General features: G+C 70.4%; 17 protein-coding genes. 5 read left to right on the plus strand and 12 right to left on the minus strand.

Going from position 1 to position 18,521, the window contains the following annotated elements; translation table 11 throughout:
- Nucleotides 1–63: 63 nt before the first annotated feature.
- From acs to ACTIMO_RS04980, 4 genes are all read right to left on the minus strand, one after another.
- Complete coding sequence (gene acs / locus ACTIMO_RS04965) at nucleotides 64–2,031, minus strand: acetate--CoA ligase (protein WP_448181653.1); 1,968 nt, start codon at nucleotides 2,029–2,031, stop codon at nucleotides 64–66.
- Nucleotides 2,022–2,915 carry an ABC transporter permease gene (locus ACTIMO_RS04970; RefSeq protein ID WP_082471135.1) on the minus strand — a complete coding sequence of 298 codons (894 nt, stop codon included), beginning with the start codon at nucleotides 2,913–2,915 and terminating at the stop codon, nucleotides 2,022–2,024. Before ACTIMO_RS04970 ends, acs begins: the two co-directional genes overlap by 10 nt.
- Nucleotides 2,912–3,952: an aliphatic sulfonate ABC transporter substrate-binding protein gene (locus ACTIMO_RS04975; protein WP_448181654.1), complete on the minus strand. Its 1,041-nt coding sequence runs from the start codon at nucleotides 3,950–3,952 to the stop codon at nucleotides 2,912–2,914. The genes ACTIMO_RS04970 and ACTIMO_RS04975 overlap by 4 nt, the downstream gene beginning before the upstream one ends.
- A 94-nt stretch (nucleotides 3,953–4,046) precedes the next feature.
- Nucleotides 4,047–4,871, minus strand: a complete 825-nt coding sequence (locus ACTIMO_RS04980) for an ABC transporter ATP-binding protein (protein WP_422391133.1) — start codon at nucleotides 4,869–4,871, stop codon at nucleotides 4,047–4,049.
- Nucleotides 4,872–5,140: 269 nt separating this feature from the next.
- Here ACTIMO_RS04980 and ACTIMO_RS04985 point away from each other — a divergent pair, with 269 nt between their 5' ends.
- The gene (locus tag ACTIMO_RS04985) at nucleotides 5,141–5,557 is read left to right on the plus strand and encodes a CoA-binding protein (protein WP_422391134.1); all 417 of its coding nucleotides are present in this window, start codon (nucleotides 5,141–5,143) and stop codon (nucleotides 5,555–5,557) included.
- Between the two features lie 10 nt (nucleotides 5,558–5,567).
- On the opposite strand, the gene ACTIMO_RS04990 is transcribed toward ACTIMO_RS04985, so the two are convergent.
- Entirely contained in the window at nucleotides 5,568–6,428 is an 861-nt protein-coding gene (locus tag ACTIMO_RS04990; protein ID WP_082471134.1) for a DUF1206 domain-containing protein, read from the minus strand.
- Nucleotides 6,429–6,639: 211 nt separating this feature from the next.
- Here ACTIMO_RS04990 and ACTIMO_RS04995 point away from each other — a divergent pair, with 211 nt between their 5' ends.
- The gene (locus ACTIMO_RS04995; protein WP_055765402.1) at nucleotides 6,640–7,206 is read left to right on the plus strand and encodes a DUF1990 family protein; all 567 of its coding nucleotides are present in this window, start codon (nucleotides 6,640–6,642) and stop codon (nucleotides 7,204–7,206) included.
- Nucleotides 7,207–7,258: 52 nt separating this feature from the next.
- Here the strand turns inward: ACTIMO_RS04995 and ACTIMO_RS05000 are convergent, their stop codons facing one another.
- Complete coding sequence (locus ACTIMO_RS05000; RefSeq protein ID WP_422391136.1) at nucleotides 7,259–7,666, minus strand: DUF1304 domain-containing protein; 408 nt, start codon at nucleotides 7,664–7,666, stop codon at nucleotides 7,259–7,261.
- 135 nt (nucleotides 7,667–7,801) lie between these two features.
- Between ACTIMO_RS05000 and ACTIMO_RS05005 the strand changes: the two genes are divergently transcribed.
- The 3 genes from ACTIMO_RS05005 (at nucleotide 7,802) to ACTIMO_RS05015 (ending at nucleotide 11,281) form a co-directional block, all read left to right on the plus strand.
- Nucleotides 7,802–9,202, plus strand: a complete 1,401-nt coding sequence (locus ACTIMO_RS05005; RefSeq protein WP_448181655.1) for an acetamidase/formamidase family protein — start codon at nucleotides 7,802–7,804, stop codon at nucleotides 9,200–9,202.
- A 342-nt stretch (nucleotides 9,203–9,544) separates the two neighbouring features.
- The gene (locus ACTIMO_RS05010; protein ID WP_448181656.1) at nucleotides 9,545–10,465 is read left to right on the plus strand and encodes a hypothetical protein; all 921 of its coding nucleotides are present in this window, start codon (nucleotides 9,545–9,547) and stop codon (nucleotides 10,463–10,465) included.
- 420 nt (nucleotides 10,466–10,885) lie between these two features.
- Nucleotides 10,886–11,281 carry a class F sortase gene (locus tag ACTIMO_RS05015; RefSeq protein ID WP_448181657.1) on the plus strand — a complete coding sequence of 132 codons (396 nt, stop codon included), beginning with the start codon at nucleotides 10,886–10,888 and terminating at the stop codon, nucleotides 11,279–11,281.
- A gap of 74 nt (nucleotides 11,282–11,355) precedes the next feature.
- Here ACTIMO_RS05015 and ACTIMO_RS05020 read toward each other — a convergent pair whose 3' ends face one another.
- The 6 genes from ACTIMO_RS05020 to ACTIMO_RS05045 form a co-directional block, all read right to left on the minus strand.
- Nucleotides 11,356–12,981, minus strand: coding sequence for an amidase family protein (locus ACTIMO_RS05020; protein WP_448181658.1), 1,626 nt, complete (start codon nucleotides 12,979–12,981; stop codon nucleotides 11,356–11,358).
- Between the two features lie 239 nt (nucleotides 12,982–13,220).
- The gene (purL, locus tag ACTIMO_RS05025) at nucleotides 13,221–15,506 is read right to left on the minus strand and encodes a phosphoribosylformylglycinamidine synthase subunit PurL (protein ID WP_448181659.1); all 2,286 of its coding nucleotides are present in this window, start codon (nucleotides 15,504–15,506) and stop codon (nucleotides 13,221–13,223) included.
- Nucleotides 15,507–16,304, minus strand: coding sequence for a phosphoribosylformylglycinamidine synthase subunit PurQ (purQ, locus tag ACTIMO_RS05030; protein ID WP_448181660.1), 798 nt, complete (start codon nucleotides 16,302–16,304; stop codon nucleotides 15,507–15,509).
- Nucleotides 16,301–16,561, minus strand: a complete 261-nt coding sequence (gene purS / locus ACTIMO_RS05035) for a phosphoribosylformylglycinamidine synthase subunit PurS (protein WP_422391142.1) — start codon at nucleotides 16,559–16,561, stop codon at nucleotides 16,301–16,303. Before purS ends, purQ begins: the two co-directional genes overlap by 4 nt.
- A gap of 214 nt (nucleotides 16,562–16,775) precedes the next feature.
- Nucleotides 16,776–17,396, minus strand: coding sequence for an SSI family serine proteinase inhibitor (locus ACTIMO_RS05040; protein ID WP_448181661.1), 621 nt, complete (start codon nucleotides 17,394–17,396; stop codon nucleotides 16,776–16,778).
- Between the two features lie 92 nt (nucleotides 17,397–17,488).
- The gene (locus ACTIMO_RS05045; RefSeq protein ID WP_448181662.1) at nucleotides 17,489–18,373 is read right to left on the minus strand and encodes a 3-methyladenine DNA glycosylase; all 885 of its coding nucleotides are present in this window, start codon (nucleotides 18,371–18,373) and stop codon (nucleotides 17,489–17,491) included.
- Between the last annotated feature and the right edge of the window lie 148 nt (nucleotides 18,374–18,521).

Genomic DNA, 18,521 nt, shown 5'->3' on the forward strand with positions numbered 1-18,521 from the left:
ACCGGACGGACCACGCACGGGAGACGGCAGGCGCTTGGACGGGGCGCCTGCCGTCTCCTTCGTTTAACCGCGGGGCAGACCTGCCGGAGTAGCGCCTCGGACGCTGAGGCGGAGGACGTCCTGGATCCCGGGGATGCACCCCTCGTTCTGCAGGGATGTCGTGTCCCCCAGCTCCGTGCCCTCGAAGAGCTGCGTGAGCAGGCGCCGCATGATCTTGCCGGAGCGCGTCTTCGGCACGTCCTTGACGACCACGACGGCCGAGGGGCGTGCGATCGGGCCGATCGCCTCGGCGACCTGGGCCCGCAGCGTCCCGGAGACGTCGATCGACGGATCGGTACCGGTGGCCAGCACCACGAAGGCCGCGATGGCATGGCCCGTCACCGGATGGGCGATCGGGCACACGCCCGCCTCGACGACGAGCGGGTGGGCGACGAGGGCCGACTCGATCTCGATCGTCGACAGCCGGTGACCGGACACGTTGATCACGTCGTCCACGCGCCCGAGGATCCAGGTGTCGCCGTCGTCGTCGTACCGCGCGCCGTCGCCGGCGAGGAACCAGCCCTCGGCAGCGAACATCCGCCAGTAGGAGTCGAGGTAGCGCTGGGGATCGCCCCAGACGGTCCGGGCCATCGCGGGGCCGTGACGGTCGACGACGATCAGGCCCTGCTCGCCCGCCGGCACCGCCGCGCCGTGCCGGTCGACGATCCGCGTGGAGACCCCCGGCAGGGCCCGCGCCGCGCAGCCCGGCTTGAACGAGGAGTCCGTGGGGCTGGGGGAGAGGATCGTGGCGCCGGTCTCGGACTGCCACCACGTGTCGACGACGGGGAGCTCGTCGCGGCCGAGGTTCCGGCGGAACCAGCGCCAGGCTTCGGGGTTCACGGCCTCGCCGACCGTCCCGAGGACGCGGAGGCTCGAGAGGTCCCAGGTGGACGGGACACCGTCCGGGAACCAGCCCATGAGGGAACGGACCAGGGTGGGCGCCGTGTAGTAGCTCGTCACGCCGTAGCGTTCGATGATCTCGAAGTGGCGGCCGGGGTGGGGCGTGTCGGGTGTGCCTTCGAAGATCACCTGCGTGGCGCCGTTGGAGAGCGGACCGTAGATCTCGTAGGTGTGTGCCGTCACCCAGGCGAGATCGGCGGTGCACCAGTGCACGTCGTCGTCGCGCTGCGCCGGATCGGGGTGGCTGAACAGGTGCTCGAAGCTCCACGACGCCTGCGTGAGGTAACCGCCCGCGGTGTGGACCAGACCCTTCGGCCTGCCCGTGGTCCCCGAGGTGTACATGATGAACAGGGGCGTCTCGGCGTCGAACGCCTCCGGCTCGTGGTCGCTGGGTGCGGCGTCGACGGCGTCGTGCCACCAGACGTCGCGGCCGTCCGTCCACGGGACGTCCGAGCCGGTGCGCCGGATCACGAGGACGTGCTCGATGCTGCTGCTGCCCGCCACGGCGGCGTCCGCGTTCGCCTTGACCGGCACGGCCGTTCCGCGGCGGTACTGGCCGTCCGTGGTGACGAGGAGTCTGGCTCCGGTGTCCTCCACGCGGAAGCGCAGCGCCTCGGCGGAGAACCCGCCGAAGACGAGCGAGTGGACCGCGCCGATCCGCGCGCACGCGAGGGTGATGACGACGGTCTCGACGAGGACCGGGAGATACACGACCACGCGGTCGCCCTTCCCGATCCCGAGGGCGAGCAGCGCATTCGCCGCACGGCACACCTCGTCCTGCAGGTCCGCGTAGGTCACCGTCCGGCGGTCACCGGGTTCACCCTCGAAGTGCAGGGCCACGCGGTCCCCGCGACCGGCACGGACATGCCGGTCCACGCAGTTGACGGCGACGTTCAGGGTTCCGCCGGCGAACCATTCGATGACGGGGACGCTCAGCGTCCCGTCCGCCCGGGGCTCTGCCTTCGCGAAGGAGTGCAGTGTGTCCCAGGGTCCGGTCCATTCGAGCCGGGCCGCCTGCTCGGCCCAGAAGGCCAGGCGCGCCGCCTCGTCCTGCGCGGGTGCCGCGGCGTGCGTCGTCGTGCCTAGGCCCACCGGCGCACCGCCCAGCGCTCGGCGATCCCGAGCAGGGCGTCCGTGGTCTTGCCGATGATCGCCAGCAGGATGATGGCGAGGAGGATGCGGTCCACGCGCCCGTTCTGCTGGGAGTCGACGAGCAGGAACCCGAGCCCCATCGACGAGGCGATGAGCTCCGCCGCGACGAGGAACAGCCACGACTGGGCGAGCGCCAGCCGCAGGCCGGAGAACAGGGCGGGCACGACGGCGGGGAGCTGCACCGTGGTCAGCAGGCGCAGGCCGTTGACCCCGAAGGCCCGGGCCGCCTCGACGAGGTTCCGGTCCACGTGGCGCAGTCCGAGGTAGAGCGTCGTGAAGACGGGGAAGAAGGCGCCGATGGTGATCAGGGTGACCTTCGAGTCCTCGTTGATGCCGATCCACAGGACCAGGAGCGGCACCCAGGCCAGCGACGGGACGGCGCGCAGGGCGCCGACCGTCGGGGTGAGCAGGATGTCCGCGACGCGGGAGAGGCCGAGGACCGCGCCAGCCACCACGCCGAGCACGGACCCGATCAGGAAGCCGAGGACCACGCGCTGGGTGGAGATGAGGATGTGCGTGGCGAGCTGGCCGCGGTCCACGAGGTCGACGGCGGCCGCGAGGACCGAGGCGGGGGAGGGCAGCTGCGACGGCTTGAAGAAGCCCGACGCCGTGCTGAGGTGCCAGCCGAGCAGCAAGAGGGCGGGGACAATCAGGCCGAGGAGGATGATGCCGATACGGCGTCCCGTGCTGCGCCGGGCACCGCTGCCGGACCCTGCCGGGACATCGCCCCGGCCGACGGCGTCCTCGGCTGTGACGGGAGAGCCGATGGCCGCCAACCCGGCCCGGCTGATCGGGACGGCCCGCTGCCCCACCTCGGAGCTCATGAGCCGGCGCCGATCGAGGCGGGATCGGCCTTCTCGACCAGCGAGGGATCGAGGAGGGACCCGAGGGCCTCGTCGATCTGCTCCTGCGACTGGACGTCGCCGGTCTCGACGAACACGGGGCCGATCTTCTCGAGCACGGCGCGCTGCGCGTCACCCGGGGCCGGGTCGACGTCGAGGTTGGTGCGCTCGATGATGACGGAGTTCGCGACCGCCGGGTCGATGGCTGCGACCTCCGCGAGGATGGCTGCCGTCTCCTCGGGGTTCTCCTTGGCCCACTCCCGCGCCTTCTCGTAGGCGTTCACCACGGTCTGGGCGACGTCGGGCTTCTCCGCGAGGAAGTCCTCCGTCGCGTTGAGGAACCCGTAGCTGTTGAAGTCGATGTCGCGGAAGAACAGCTGCGCGCCGTCCTGCTCCGCCGCGGCCATGATCGGATCGAGGCCGGCCCACGCGTCGACGGCGCCGCTCGCGAGTGCCGCGCGGCCGTCCGCGTGCTGCAGGTTCTCGATGGTCACCTCGGACTGGTCCACGCCCGCCGCCTCGAGCGCCTGCAGGAGGAAGAAGTAGGGGTCGGTACCCCTGGTCGCAGCGATGGACTTGCCGCGCAGGTCCTCCACGCTCGTGATGTCCGAGTCCGGCAGCGTCACCAGGGCGGACCACTCGGGCTGCGAGTAGATGTCGATGGCCTTGATGGGGGACCCGTTGGACCGGGCGAGGAGCGCTGCCGATCCCGCCGTGGAGCCGACGTCGATCGCTCCGGCGCGCAGGGCCTCGTTCGCCTTGTTGGAGCCCGCGGACTGCACCCAGGTGACGGTGATGTCCTGGTCGGCGAGTTCCTCCTCGAGCCAGCCCTGCTCCTTGATGATGAGGCTCAGGGGGTTGTACGTGGCGAAGTCGATGTTCAGGGTGCCGCCCTGCGTGCCGCCGTCCGCTGCGGCAGGGGCGGTATCGGAGGCGTTCTCACCTGCGAGGCACCCGCTCAGGCTGAGCGAGAGCGCGGAGGCGAGGGCGAGGGTGGGCAGGAGGGCGCGGCGGTTCATGGTGGTCCTTCATCGAAAGGGAGGTGCGGAAAGGGAGCGAGGGCGCCCGGGAAGTCCCCGGCGGGACCCGGCGGGCAGTGCGGCGGAGGGCGGGCTAGTGCCCGGTGACGCCGAGCAGGGAGAGCAGCGAGCTGCGGAGCGCGCCGAGATCCGCGGAGTTGCGGTCCCGTGGCCGGGCGCCCGGGACGGTGACGAGCTCCGTGATCGTGGAGCCCTCGCGTGCGTCGTCGTGGCCGTCGTCGTCGCGCCCGAGGACCAGGATGCGGTCCGCGAGCTGGAGGGCCTCGTCGACGTCGTGCGTCACGAGCAGCACCGTGGTGGGCTGCGCGCTGTGGATGTCGAGGAGGAGGTCCTGCATCCGGAGGCGCGTCAGCGCGTCGAGTGCCCCGAACGGTTCGTCCAGCAGCAGGACGCCGGGATTGCGGGCGAGGGCCCGTGCCAGGGAGGTGCGCTGCGCCATGCCGCCGGAGACTTCCCGCGGACGGTGCTTCGCGAAGGCGTCGAGGCCCACGAGCTTCAGCAGTTCGAGGACCTTCGCCTTTCCCGCGCTGGCACTCGAGGACTTGGGCAGTCCGATCGCCACGTTGGCCTGCAGCGTGTGCCAGGGCAGCAGGCGCGGTTCCTGGAAGGCCACGGCGCAGCGTTCGTCGATCCCGGAGACGGGCGTGCCGTCGATCAGGACCTCACCGCTGTCCGGCACGTCGAGTCCCGCGGCTGCCCGCAGGAGCGTGGACTTGCCGCAGCCGCTCGTGCCGAGGATGGCCAGGATCTCGCCCGGCTCCACCTCCACCGACACGTCCCGGAGGACCGCGCGGCGGCTGCCTGCGGCGCCGAAACTCCGACCCAGGCCGGAGAAGTGCACGCCGAGGGCCTGCTTGGAGGTGGTGCGGGTGGTGCCGGGTGCCAGAACTGCAGTCATGGTGTCTCCATCGGTCCTGGCGGTAGCACCCTACGGACCGGGCCTTCGCCACCGCGGAGCGGTGGTTCCCAGGGCTCGGACCTCGCTATCGCCGCGCGTCCGGGGGATGCACGACGACCAGGGTTGCTGCGGCTTCACTGATCCAGGTCTCTCGGCCGCTCGGGATGGTCACTCCCATGAAACGCCCGCTGCACGGCAGGAGCAAAATAGGGCATGTAACAAAGGCTGTAACAATCCCCGCGCGGGCTCGACGCATCGGAAAGAGGCACATGGCACACCGGAACGATCCAGCCGTGATCGGCAGGCTCCTGGGCGAGCACGGGCGGTGGGCCGTCGTCGGGCTGTCGAACAATCCGCGGAGGGCCGCCGTCGGGGTGTCAAGGTTCCTGATGGACAGGCTCGGGATGGAGGTGGTCCCGGTGAGCCTCAAGGGCGACGACGTCCACGGGCAGAAGGGCTACACGCGCCTCGCGGACGTCCCGGGAAGCATCGATGTCGTCGACTGCTTCGTGAACTCGAGCCGCGTCGGCGCCGTCGTCGATCAGGCGATCGCCGTGGGGGCGCGTGCGGTGTGGCTGCAGCTGGGGGTCATCGACGAGGACGCCGCCCGTCGGGCCGCGGACGCCGGGCTCGAGGTCGTCATGGACACCTGCCCCGTCATGGAGGCCCCCGCCCTGGGGCTGTAGCGCCCCTGACTCACATGCGCTGGTACTTCGAGCGCACCACCATGAACACGCCGTAGGCCATGAGCCCGAGTGCGACGGCGCCGAGCAGCCACGTCCCGAAGGGCTGGTCCCGCAGGGACTTCAGTGCGCCGTCCAACCCGGTGGACTGCTCCGGGTTGTTCGTGACGGTGGCGACGAGGATCAGCACGCCGAGGACCCCGAGCGCGAAACCCTTCGCCACATAACCCACGGTGCCGAGCGCTGTGACGGCGGTGCCGATCCCTCCGGTGGGCAGGCCGGAGAGCTTCCTGCGGAAACGGCGCGTCGCCCCGCTGTAGATGAAATAGCCGCCGACGACGAGGACACCGACACCGACCGCGAAGAGGAGTGCCACGCCGGCCGGCTGCGCCATGAGGGTCGCACTGAGTGAACTGCTGGAGCTGCTGCTGTCGCTCGACCCGCCCAGCGCGAACTGCCCGAAGGTCGCACCGATGACCGCGTACACCACGGCCTGGCCACCGTTCTTCGCGCGGGCCGTCAGCTTCTCCTTCCCGCTGAGCGCGCGGACACCGAAGAAGATCTCGCTCAGGAAGAAGAGGGCGAGCGCGATGCAGCCCAGGAAGCAGAACCACAGCAGTGCGGTGCCCCCGGGACTGCCGGCGAGCTGGCCGATGGCTCCGCTCTGGTCGGCGCTCCCCGATCCGCCCGCCGCGAGTCCCAGCGCGATCACGCCGATGACGACGTGCAGGATCCCCGCAGCGACGTAGCCGGCGCGGGCCGCGAGTTCGAAGCCCTTCGAGTCGGCTGCTTCCTCCGCGGCGTCCGAGGCCCGGTCCATCGCGTCACCGTTCCCGCCCCCCGCGCTCCTGCCCGACGTCGTCCCTGATGCCATGGTGGTCCCGCCTTCCTGGTGGCGCGGCGGGGGATGTCTCGGATGAGTCCCGCCGGTCCGGACCTCATCCTGCCACTGCTTCCCCGGGATGGGGAGCCACGGCGGGTGGTCCGCCCCCGGGCCGTCCGGCCCGCGACCGGCGCGGTGGTCCACTAGGTTGGGTCCGGGGCGGCGGCCGGCACGGTACCGCACACCGACGGAAGAGGATGCCATGGAGCAGTTCACGTACGAGGAGCGCGGCGCGACCGATCGGCCGTTCCCCGACTCGCTGGAGGGCGGCTGGCCCTCCGGGTACACCGTGATGGTCGAGTCCCGCGAGATCGCCACCGACGATCCGTCCGCATCGTTCATCGCGCTGACCGAGGGCATCCTGGCGTGGGAACTGCACCGGGGTGCCGGGCTCACCATGGATTCGCCCGTCGAACGGGCCGAGCCCGGGGCGCACGTCATCTCCGGATTCGGCCTCGGGCGAGCGCGCATCAAGGCACCGTGCCGCGTGATCTGGTCCAGGGCACCCCAGCTCGACGGCGCCGGCAGGGCGGTACCCGGCCAGCGGGGCGGCTTCGGGTACGGAACGCTGCCGGGCCACCCCGTGCGGGGCGAGGAGGGTTTCTACGCCGAACTGACGGCGGACAACCGGTTGCTGTTCATCTGCTCCGCCTACAGTGTCCCGGCCGGCCCCCTGTTCCGGCTCGCCGCGCCGGTCACCCGGCTGACGCAGCGCTACGTCCTCTCGCGCTACGTCGCGGCTGCACGGGCCCTGGCCCGTCTCGGCTAGGCCGGCCCTGCCCCGGGCTTGTCCGGCAACCCGTCCGGCGGCCGGGCCGCAATCACACCAGGACGAGGAGCCCGAGCAGGGCGATCAGGGGAGGCAGGCCCTGGATCGCCGCCGGGCGGGCGAGCTTCCTGTTGCCGAGGATCAGCACGAGCGCCGCAGCGAGCATGGAGCCCGTGGACAGGACGATGAACCCGAGCCCGATCGCCGCGGCTGTCACTCCGCCGAGGAGCATGAGGACGACGCCGGCCAGCGCGCCGACCGCGAGGAACAGATTGTAGAAGCCCTGGTTGAAGGCGAGCGGCTGCGTGGTCTCCGCATCCTCCTGGCTCGCGATCCCGAAGACGCGCCACGTCCGCTCCAGCCGCCAGCGGACCGACTCCAGGACGAAGATCAGGACGTGGACGAGCGCGGCGGCGACGGCGGCCACGGCGGTCAGGGGCGGGAGCGGCAGGGGTTCCATGCGTCAGAGCGTACGTGGCCTGATCGGCTTTCGAGCGGGCGGAGGCGCAGGACTTCTGGCCGAATCGGATCCGAAACGGGAACGTAACCACCGGCGCATAGCTTGTGAAGCTCCACGACCCGGAAGAGGTTCAGCATGGATGACGCGGTGGGGCAGCAGGCGGCCGAGGTACTCGCCGACGGATTGGGCAGGCGGAGATTCATGGGGGTGGTGGCGGCGCTCGGCACCCTGTCCGCGGCGTCGGTCGCGGGGGCACCCTCCGCGCTCGCAACCGCTCCCGGAGGCGGCGTCGTCGTGCCTGCCAAGGCTCCTGACGCCTCGGGGAAGCCGCCCGGCAAGGGTGGGCCCGGCGCCGACGTCCTGCAGCCCGGACGGGGGCGGATCACGGGGGACAGCTACCTCTCGTCCACGCCGGACGAGGTGCTGTGGGGGTACGTGCCCACGGTGCACGCCACGCCGGTGATGACCATCCGGTCCGGGAGGACCGTGACCATCGACGCGCTCTCGCACGAGGGGATCCTCGAGGACCAAGGGCGGGATCCGCTCGAGTACTTCGGGTCGCTGGGCGTGGACAGATCCTCCGTGCTGACGGACGCCGTCGAGATCGCGGCGGGCTACCGGCGGACCCAGCGGCGGTTCGACGTGGACGGGCCGCACATCGTGACGGGTCCGATCGCCGTCGAAGGTGCCGAACCGGGGGACGTGCTGAAGATCGAGACCCTGGACGTGGTGCCACGCGTCCCGTACGGCGTGGTCTCCAGCAGGCACGGCAAGGGCGGCCTGGCATCACTCCCGGGCCCCGCCGCACCCGCCGGCATCACCCTCGACGAGGTCATGCCACCGGTGGCGACCGACAACCGCGCATCGGGTGTGCCGACCGACTACGGGAACGTCTCGGTGTTCACCAGGATCGAGAAGGGCAAGGGTGTGATGACGAGCGGGGACATGGAGGTCCGGTTCCCCCTGCGGCCCTTCATGGGGATGATGGGCGTCGCCTTCGCCGAGGCCGAGGGACTGACGGCCCCCGAGGCGAATTCGGTTCCCCCCACCCTCGGCGGGGGGAACATCGACATCCGGCACCTCGGTGCAGGCTCCACTTTCTACCTTCCGGTGCGGGCCCCGGGCGGACTCTTCTACGTCGGGGATCCGCACATGGGCATGGGCGACGGCGAGGTGGCCCTCACTGCGATGGAAGGGTCCCTCCGCGGGACCTTCCGCCTGACGGTCTGCAAGCCGGGCTCGGGCGATGCGCCGTCCGTCGCCTACTCCTATCCCTTCGCGGAGACCAAGGACGCGTGGATCCCGATCGGCCTGTCCGATCCGGACGGTCTCGCCGGCGGAGGAGTGTCGAGCGACCTGGACGTCGCGATGCGTCGCGCCGTCGTGAATGCCCTGGACTTCCTCGAGCACGATCGCGGCATGGACCGGGCCATCGCCTACGCGTACCTGTCCGCCGCGGCGGACTTCGCCATCTCGCAGGTGGTCGACCGCACCGTCGGCGTCCACGGACTGATCGCGAAGGCGCACTTCGGCTGACACCGGAGGCGCGGGAAGGGGAACGACGGCGGTAAGCCCTGTCGCCTGGATGCACCCAGTGCGGACAGCTCGGCAGAGGTTACTCCCGAGTCCGAACCGTTACACAGCGGATCATCCCGTCCATTGCCCACGGCACCGATCACGCCTAGGTTGAAAAGTACAGCGATCGCCCAGCCCATCCTCAGGAACCTCTGGGCTTGGGGCAGGACCACCCGATCGGCGGACCACGGTTTTCTGCAGGCGGCGCCCTCCCCGGAGGGCGCCGCCTGCTCGTGGCGCCGCAGGCTGCGCCGTCGGGAATGGCCCGGGGGAAATTTGAGTGTTTTCAGGAGACGCGCACACATGATCGTTGCAAAGAAATGGGTTGCTGCCGGATCGACGGCCACCCTTCTCGCCGGTGGACTGTTCCTCGGCGCTCCGATGGCAGCAGCCGCACCCGGTGATGCCGCCTGCCTGCAGGCGTCCACGCAGTTCAACGCTGCTCTCGGACTGGCCGGCGTCGACGTCACCTTCGTCAACCAGTTCGAAGCCGCGACGGCCGCCGTGGTCGAGGCTGCCGCGGCCTACGAAGCCGTCGCCGAGGCTGCGCTGACATCGGCGGCAGCTGTCGCTGCCGAGGCACAGATCGTCACGACCGATGGGGTCCTGAACGCGGCCGGCACGGCGACAGCGACCGCCGTAACCGCTCGTGCAACTGCCGAGGCAGAGTTCCTTACGGCGACCCCGGAGGGGGACCCGGACCAGGACCCGGATGTCATCGATGCGCAGCAGGCGCTCCTCGACGCGCAGGACGCAGAGTCTCGGGCAGCCCAGGCTTACGAGGCGGCACTCGCCGCCTACGAAGCCGCTGTCGGCACGCCTGACGTGTTTGAGGCAGAGGAAGCGCTCGTCGTCGCCGGCGAGCAGGCGGATGCCCTCCTCGAGCAGCTCAGCGGGAACGAGGCCCTCGCCGCCGAGCTCCTCGACCTGTTCAAGGCGTTCCTCGCTGCCTGCGACGCCAGTGCCATCGGCGTCGATCCCGTCGTGCCGGTCGTCGTCGCACCGGTCACCCCGGCACCAGTCGTTCCGGGCACGGGCGCCGCGCCTGCCCCCGTGGCCAAGGCTCCGGTCGCGTCCAACAAGGGCCTCAACGTGCAGACCGCCGTCACCACCGAAGACAACAACCCGGCTGTCGCCCTCATCGCGGCACTGCTGGCGGTCGGCGTCGCGGTTCCCGTGGCGACCGCGGCCCGCATGCGTCGTCTGGAGCGCGCAGAGCGCTAGTACACTGGCCGTCCCGGGGCGGTTCGACAGCCCGCCCGGCTCTCGAACCGCCTCGGGGCAACGCACCACCTCGTCACCTATCTCAGGACACACCAGCAGATGCAAAAGCACCGGAGCGCGGACGAGACCCTCGACCAGGAGCCTATCCAGCCCGGACGCTATGCTCGTCGAAAGTGGTCCGGTAAGCGCCGGCTGGTGCTGCCCCTCGCTGCGGTTGCCGGCCTCTTGGTCGCCTGCTCCGTCCTGCCGCCGGAATCGGCGGGCGTACCTCCCTCGACCTCTTCATCCCCGACCGCGGTCGCGACGACCGCTCCGGCTCCGTCGCCGTCGAGCGTCACCGCGACGACAGAGCCGGTTTCGCCCAGCGGCCCGACAGCGGCACAGCCCACTGCGCTCGCGTTCCCGGCGGCAGGCATCGACATGGCCGTTCTCCCGCTCACCCCGAGCGAGGAGGACCTCTCGTCCCAGAGCCTCGTGCCGCCGCTGACGACCGACGCCTACTGGATCAGCTCATACGGTGTCCCGGGTGCTGGATCGGTCAACACCACGTACATCGCAGGCCACAGCTGGGACGGCAAGGACGCACCCTTCAACCGGCTCAGTGACGAGTCGCTCGTGGGCCAGGAGTTCACGCTCGCCACGCAGACAGGCAGCATGACCTACGTGGTGGACTCGGTCATCACCCACGACAAGGACACCCTGAAGGACAGCGAGATCTGGAACATCGTGCCCAATCGCGTGGTGCTCATCAGCTGCTACACCGAGGACCCCTGGGGCAAGAACGTCGTGGTCACGGCCATGCCGAAAGCCGCCTGACAGGATTCCGCCCGGCACGGAGGAGGCCCCCACCCGCGAAGGGTGGGGGCCTCCTGTGCTCACTCGGTGCGTGCCTACTTCCTGCCCTTGCCCGGCTTGACCGCTGTCGTCGTGCACGAGGCGTCCCACTCTGTCACCGGGACCACCGAGGTGCACCGGAACAACGACGGGTTGAGGTTCTGGGGCGACTGCCAGGCCTTGACGGCCTGCTCGAAGTCGTAGGCGAAGCCCAGCAGGTCCTCCTCGCTCCATGCGGTCCCGAGGAAGACGACGCCGGAGGGGCGCCGGTTGGCCTCGGTGTAGCCGGACGGCACGATCACCGACGGGTAGCCGGCCCGCGCGCCGACCCCCACGGTCGCCGAGTTGGAGACGATCGCGTCGAGGTCGTTCGTGGTGAGGACCGTGTCGATCGCCGCGCGGCTCTCTGCCAGTCCTGTGTCCCTCGCCGCGACGTACTGCGCCTCCTGCACCGGGTCGTCCAGGTCCACGGCCTCGGAGGCGGTGAGCAGCGTCTGCCCGAACTTCAGCGCCGCCGGAGCATTCGCGGTGTTGTACGCGATGATGTCGCTCAGCGTGTCCATCGGAGCATCCTCGGGGAGGCGCGCCAGGTAGGCGTTCAGGTCACGTTCGAACTCCAGGGTGAGGATGCTGGGTGCCGCGCTGCCGCCGACCGTCACGGGTACCAGGGTGGCACCCTGCGCCCGGAGCTGGTCCAGCGCAGCGGTGTAGACGGGGTCGGTGGTGCTCGCGACGTAACCGAGCCGCCGACCCTCGAGCGCGGTGTCGCTGAGGGCCCCCGTGAAGTCGACGTCGTCGCTCGGGTTCGCCGCCGTCGCGGGGTCCTCGGGATCGATGCTGGTCATGGCCGTCAGGAGGGCCGCGGCGTCGTACACGGACCTGGTCATGGGTCCCGCGGTGTCCTGCGTCGCCGAGATCGGGATGATGCCGGTCCTGCTGGCGATGCCGACGGTCGGTTTGACGCCGACCAGCGAGTTGGCGCGAGCGGGACTGAGGATCGAGCCGGAGGTCTCCGTGCCGATGGTCAGGGTGGCCAGGCCGGTGGCGCCTGCCGAGCCCGATCCGGCGCTCGAGCCGCTCGGCGTCTGGCTCATGTCGTAGGGGTTGAGGACCTGGCCGCCGAGGGAGCTGTACCCGGCGGGCATCCCGCTGGTCATGAAGTTCGCGAACTCGGTGAGGTTCGTCTTGCCGATGATGATGGCACCGGCCTTCCTCAGTTCTGTGACCAGCGGGGCGTCCGCAGCCGGATAGGAGTTCGCGAGGGCGACCGATCCCGCGGTGGTCGGCATGCCGGCGACGTCGATATTGTCCTTCACGAGGACGGGCACCCCGTGCAGGGGGCCGCGCACGGTGCCCTTCTTGCGCTCCTGGTCGAGGGCCTTGGCTTCCGCCAGGGCGGAGGGGTTGATCGACCGCACGGAGTTGAGGTGCGGGCCGTCGATGCTGAGGGCCTGGATCCGGTCGAGGTAGGCCTGGGTCAGCGTCTCGGACGTGAAGCTGCGCGCCGCGAGTCCTGCCTGCACCTCGGCGACACCGGCGGTGCTGAGGTCGAGGGGAAGCGGCTTCGGCGCGGCGACCGCCGGACCGGGTCCCGCGACGACGGCGGCGGCGAGCAGCCCGGTGGCGAGGCCTGCGGTGACGCGCCGGGTACGGGGCCGTGCGGAGGGGATCGTGAAGGGCATTCTGGTGTCCTCTGTCGGAGTGATGGATCCGGCCCGGAACGACGCTGTGGGAGCGCTCCGAGCAGTCCTGTCATCCCAGCAGGGCCGCGTTTCAGGAGCGCCGCGCTCGCGTTACGCGCCGGTTACGCCGACAGCCATCTCGACGCCTTCGACGCCTTCGACGGCTCCCGCACCGGTCGTCGTCCGGCTCGGCCGGCCACCTCCGGGGCGGCCGGCGGGACTCCCCGCCGGCCGGGACCCTAGCCGAAGTGCTTCGGCAGTGTGCCCTCGTGCGCCTCGCGGAGCTGGTCGATCGGCAGGTTGAAGTAGCCCTGCACGTCGAGCGCCTGGTTCTCGGTGTCCACCACGCCGATCCGGATGGTCGGGAAGTTCCGCGCCGTGCACATGTCGTTGAAGCGGACCTCCTCCGAGCGGGGGACCGCGACGACCGCGCGTGCCTGGCTCTCGCTGAACAGTGCCGTGAAGGCGTCGATCCCGTCGCGCTCGCACAGTTCGTCGAGGCCGATCCGCGCACCGACGCCGAAGCGCAGCGCCATCTCGCTCAGTCCTGCCGCGAGCCCGCCCTCGGAGAGGTCGTGGGCGCCGTCGATCATGCCGTCGCGCGAGCAGTTCACGAGGATCGCCGCGAGGGTCTTCTCCGCCGCGAGGTCCAGGACCGGCGGCTGGCCGCCGAGGTGCCCGCGCAGGTTGGCCCACTCGGAGCCGTCGAGCTCGTCCGCCGTCGTCCCCAGCAGGTAGACGGCCTGGCCGTCCTCACGCCAGCCGGAGGGCGTGCGGCGGGCGACGTCGTCGAACACGCCGAGCACGCCCACCACCGGGGTGGGGTGGATGGCGATGCCGCCGGTCTGGTTGTACAGCGAGACGTTCCCGCCGGTCACCGGGACGCCGAGTTCCTGGCAGGCGTCGGCGAGGCCGCGGACCGTCTCGGCGAACTGCCACATGACCTCGGGGTCCTCGGGGGACCCGAAGTTCAGGCAGTCGGTGACGGCGAGGGGCTCGGCGCCCGACGTCGCCACGTTGCGGTACGCCTCCGCGAGGGCCAGGCGCGCTCCCTCGTAGGGGTTGAGGTAGGAGTAGCGTCCGTTGGCGTCCGTGGAGATCGCGACGCCCAGGCCGGTCTCCTCGTCGACCCGGACCACGCCCGCGTCGTCGGGCATGGCGAGAGCCGTGTTGCCCTGCACGTAGCGGTCGTACTGGTCGGTCACCCAGTCCTTCGAGCACATGTTCGGTGATGCCATGAGTTCGAGGACGGCCGCGCGGAGGTCCGTCGGCCGCTCGGCGGCGAAGGCGTCCGCCTGGACGCCGTCGAGCCACTCGGGGCGGTGGTAGGGCCGCTCGTAGACGGGGCCCTCGTGGGCCACGGTGCGGGGATCGACGTCGACGATCTTCTCGCCGTCCCACTCGATGATGAGGCGGCCCGTGTCGGTGACCTCGCCGAGCCAGGAGTACTCGACGGCCCACTTGTCCATGATGGCCTCGAAGTCCGCGACGTTCCCGGGCGTGACGACGGCCATCATGCGCTCCTGCGACTCCGACATGAGGATCTCGCCGGGGGTCAGGGAGGGGTCACGCAGCAGCACGTTGGTGAGCTCGACATGCATGCCGCCGTCGCCGTTGGAGGCCAGCTCGGACGTCGCGCAGGAGATCCCCGCGGCGCCGAGGTCCTGGATGCCCTCGACCACGGAGGCCTTGAACAGCTCGAGGCAGCACTCGATCAGCACCTTCTCGGCGAACGGATCGCCCACCTGCACGGCCGGGCGCTTGGACGGCTTCGAGGAGTCGAAGGACTCCGACGCGAGCACGGAGGCGCCACCGATCCCGTCGCCGCCGGTGCGGGCGCCGAAGAGGACCACCCTGTTGCCGGCGCCGGAGGCGTTGGCGAGGCGGATGTCCTCGTGCCGCAGGACGCCGACGGCAAGGGCGTTGACCAGCGGGTTGCCCTGGTAGACGGAGTCGAAGACCACTTCGCCGCCGATGTTCGGCAGGCCGAGGGAGTTGCCGTAGCCGCCGATGCCCGCGACGATCCCGTGGACGAGGCGCGCGGTGTCCGGGTGGTCGATCGCGCCGAAGCGCAGCGGATCCATGACGGCGACCGGGCGGGCGCCCATCGAGATGATGTCGCGGACGATCCCGCCGACCCCGGTGGCCGCACCCTGGTAGGGCTCCACGAAGGAGGGGTGGTTGTGGCTCTCCACCTTGAACGTCACGGCCCAGCCGTCACCGATGTCCACCACGCCGGCGTTCTCGCCGATGCCCACGAGGAGGTGCTCCTTCATGGCGTCGGTGACCTTCTCCCCGAACTGCCGCAGGTGCACCTTGGAGGACTTGTAGGAGCAGTGCTCGCTCCACATCACCGAGTACATGGCGAGTTCGGCGCCGGTGGGACGGCGGCCGAGGATCTCCTCGACCCGCTGGTACTCGTTCTCCTTCAGGCCGAGCTCGGCCCACGGGAGCGCCTGACCGGGCGTGGCCTCGGCGTTCGCGACGGTGTCGATGTTGAACGTACGGGACGTCTCTGCAGTCACTTAGCCCACCAGTTTCTTGAGTACCGAGGTGAAGATGCCGAGCCCGTCGGTGCCCCCGCGGACGCCGACCTCACCGCGTGCGGAGGAGTCGGGGCCGAAGCCCGCCTCGACGGCGTGCTCGGGGTGCGGCATGAGGCCGACGACGTTGCCTGCCGCGTTCGAGATGCCGGCGATGTCGCGGCGCGAGCCGTTCGGATTGCCGTCGACGTACCGGAATACCACGCGGCCCTCGCCCTCGAGCTCGTCGAGCGTGCGGTTGTCGGCCACGAACTGCCCGTCCTGGTTCTTCAGCGGGATGACGATCTCCTCACCCTGGCCGTAGTCGGAGGTCCAGAAGGTACCGGCGTTCTCGACGCGCAGTCGCTGGTCCCGGCAGATGAAGTGGAGGTGGTTGTTCTTGATCATGGAACCGGGCAGCAGGTGCGCCTCGGTGAGGACCTGGAATCCATTGCAGATGCCGAGCACGGGCAGGGCGTCGGCGCCGCCGGAGGCAGCAGAGGTGATCTGCTCCATCAGCGGGGCGAAGCGGGAGATCGCGCCGGCGCGGAGGTAGTCGCCGTAGGAGAAACCACCGGGGATGATGACGGCGTCCACGTTCCGGAGGTCGTGGTCGCCGTGCCAGAGGTGGATGGCGCTGCCGCCCGCGAGGCGGACGGCCCGGACGGCGTCGCGGTCGTCGAGCGAGCCCGGGAAGGTGACCACACCGACGGTCACGCCGTTCAGCGGGCTGTCACCATCGGTAGAGGCGACGGGCTGCGGCCCGCCGATGAGGGGCGTCTCGAGGCCTGCGGCGGTCACTGGCCGTCCTCCTCGATGACCTCCACGCGGGTGACATCCTCGATGACCGGGTTGGACAGCAGCGTCGTCGCGGCGTGGCGCGCCTGCTCGAGGACCTCTTCGGTCACCTCGCCGTCGACGGTCAGTTCGAAGCGCTTGCCCTGGCGGACGCCGGCGAAGCCGGTGAGGCCGATCCGGGGAAGGGCTCCCGCGATCGCCTTACCCTGCGGGTCGAGGATCTCGGGCTTGGGCATGACGTCGACAACGATCCGGGGCATCCGGCAACTCCTGTGCGTGAGCGGCAAGTGCTGGGGGTTCCAGCATTGAATGCAGGAGCCCGGAAGTGCCGTCTCACGCCGTGTCCGAGGGACCGTCCTGAGGACTGTCCGGGATGACACCGGCGCTCCGCGAGCTTGCCCGACAAGTCTACCGGGAACCGGAGGGCGCCCTGGGCCGCCGGTGCGCGCACCGCCGCGCGATGACGCAGCGCCGCTACTGCGCGCCGGGCGTGCCCAGGATGTCCTTCACCCGGTCCCAGCGCGAGATCTCGCAGCCGTCCGTCAGCGCGAACGCCGCGACCACGGAGGTCCCGTCGATGTCGCCGGTGATGCTCGCGGTCTGCGGGCCGCCGTACTGCTGGGTGCAGATGACGTCCTTGTTCGGGCGGGCGGTGAAGAACTGCGCGCCGAGTTCTCCCAGGCGCGAGCAGGCTGCCTCCGCATTGGGCAGGGTCGACGCCGGCCCGGGGGTGCCGTCGACGCACTCGAGTACGTACTGCAAGGGTTCGGCCGCTGCGTCCTGCTTGAAGGAAATGGTGAGTTTGGCGTTGGTGCCCGAGGCCGCGGTGGCCGGCGCCGTCGCCGGACGGGTGGGCGGAGTCGTCGGACCCGTGGCGGGGGCGGACGGCGCGGGTGTCGGCTCCGGCGCTCCGGACGACGGCGAGGGCTGGGGAGTGGCTGACTGCACGGTGGTCTCCTGCTGGGTCGGTTCTGCGGCCGGACCGCCCTGGCTGCATGCCGTCAGGGCGAGGGACAACGCGACGAGGGGCGGAACGAGCGCCACGATCCTTCGGCGCGGTCCGTGCGGTGCGGTCGTCGGACCGATCATGTTCATGGCGTCCCCCTCGGCTGGCTCACCAGCGTAACCGCTGGTCGAAGGACAACGAAGGACGACGGCGGCACGTCCCGCCGTCGTGCCCGGACGGTTCAGGTGTCAGCGAGCGCGCGCTCGAGGTGCTCCAGGAGGCGGGCGCGGAGGATCTGCGACTCCTCGGCGAAGCCCCGCTGCAGCCGGACGTACTCGGCCTTGCCCTGCGCCGTCTCGATCTCGATGGGCTCGTACCCCCACTCGGCGAGGTCATAGGGGGAAGCACGCATGTCCATGGTGCGGATGCGCCAGGACAGTTCGAAGCAGTCCATGACGATCGCGCTGGGCAGCAGCGGCGTGAGCTTGTACGCCCACTTGTACAGGTCCATGTTGGCGTGCAGGCACCCGGGCTGCTCCAGGTCGCGCTGCGTCTCACGCGTGGGCGTGAGTTCGTTCAGCGGGACGGCTTCCGGCGTGTAGAAGCGGAAGGCGTCGAAGTGCGTGCAGCGGATGCGGGCGGCCTCGACGACGTCGTCCGTGCCCGCGGCTCCGAGCCGGAGGTGGAGGTACTCGTGGCGGATGCCGTTGACGGCGGAGCGGTACGCCATGGCCCACTCGTGGAGGCCGAAGCAGCCGAACTGCGCGGGGCGCGCGGCGGTCCTGGCGAGGATGAGGCGGGCGAAATCGATCGCCTCACGCCGCTCCTCAGCGAACCGGCGGGCGTCCACGCGGACGCCGTCACCCTCGACGACGTAGTACTTCCAGTCCGCCCGCTCCCGGGCCGCCGGGCCTTCGAGAAGCACGCCCGCACCCGGGTGCCACCGCAGCAGCCGGCCGGGCTTCTGGTTGTAGTAGGTGAAGAGGAAGTCCTCCACGGGGTGCTTGGCCCCACGCGACCGGCGCTCGAGGTAGGGGTCGGAGAATCGGGACACCCGCTCGTGGTGACGGTGCGCCTGGTCCTGCCAGTCCGCTTCTGTGCGGTGGGTCAGGAGGGCGGCAGGCATTGAACCATTATCACCCCGACCGGAATTGGTAAATACCCTGTGTAAATTCTGCGTGACGCGGCCCCGATGCGGTGGCAAGCGTGTGTTGCCTCGGGTAAGTTTGTGCACGCCGTGGCGTCTGTGAGCATCATCACAGGTCGGGGGTCCT

Source organism: Arthrobacter sp. CP30 (assembly GCF_053470025.1).

Bases quoted from the DNA above. Each gene is read 5' to 3' on its own strand.
- ACTIMO_RS04970 (WP_082471135.1), bottom strand. From the start codon at position 2,915: ATGAGCTCCGAGGTGGGGCAGCGGGCCGTCCCGATCAGCCGGGCCGGG.
- ACTIMO_RS04975 (WP_448181654.1), bottom strand. From the start codon at position 3,952: ATGAACCGCCGCGCCCTCCTGCCCACCCTCGCCCTCGCCTCCGCGCTC.
- ACTIMO_RS04980 (WP_422391133.1), bottom strand. From the start codon at position 4,871: ATGACTGCAGTTCTGGCACCCGGCACCACCCGCACCACCTCCAAGCAG.
- ACTIMO_RS04985 (WP_422391134.1), top strand. From the start codon at position 5,141: ATGGCACACCGGAACGATCCAGCCGTGATCGGCAGGCTCCTGGGCGAG.
- ACTIMO_RS04990 (WP_082471134.1), bottom strand. From the start codon at position 6,428: ATGGCATCAGGGACGACGTCGGGCAGGAGCGCGGGGGGCGGGAACGGT.
- ACTIMO_RS04995 (WP_055765402.1), top strand. From the start codon at position 6,640: ATGGAGCAGTTCACGTACGAGGAGCGCGGCGCGACCGATCGGCCGTTC.
- ACTIMO_RS05000 (WP_422391136.1), bottom strand. From the start codon at position 7,666: ATGGAACCCCTGCCGCTCCCGCCCCTGACCGCCGTGGCCGCCGTCGCC.
- ACTIMO_RS05005 (WP_448181655.1), top strand. From the start codon at position 7,802: ATGGATGACGCGGTGGGGCAGCAGGCGGCCGAGGTACTCGCCGACGGA.
- ACTIMO_RS05010 (WP_448181656.1), top strand. From the start codon at position 9,545: ATGATCGTTGCAAAGAAATGGGTTGCTGCCGGATCGACGGCCACCCTT.
- ACTIMO_RS05015 (WP_448181657.1), top strand. From the start codon at position 10,886: ATGGCCGTTCTCCCGCTCACCCCGAGCGAGGAGGACCTCTCGTCCCAG.
- ACTIMO_RS05020 (WP_448181658.1), bottom strand. From the start codon at position 12,981: ATGCCCTTCACGATCCCCTCCGCACGGCCCCGTACCCGGCGCGTCACC.
- purS (WP_422391142.1), bottom strand. From the start codon at position 16,561: ATGCCCCGGATCGTTGTCGACGTCATGCCCAAGCCCGAGATCCTCGAC.
- ACTIMO_RS05040 (WP_448181661.1), bottom strand. From the start codon at position 17,396: ATGAACATGATCGGTCCGACGACCGCACCGCACGGACCGCGCCGAAGG.
- ACTIMO_RS05045 (WP_448181662.1), bottom strand. From the start codon at position 18,373: ATGCCTGCCGCCCTCCTGACCCACCGCACAGAAGCGGACTGGCAGGAC.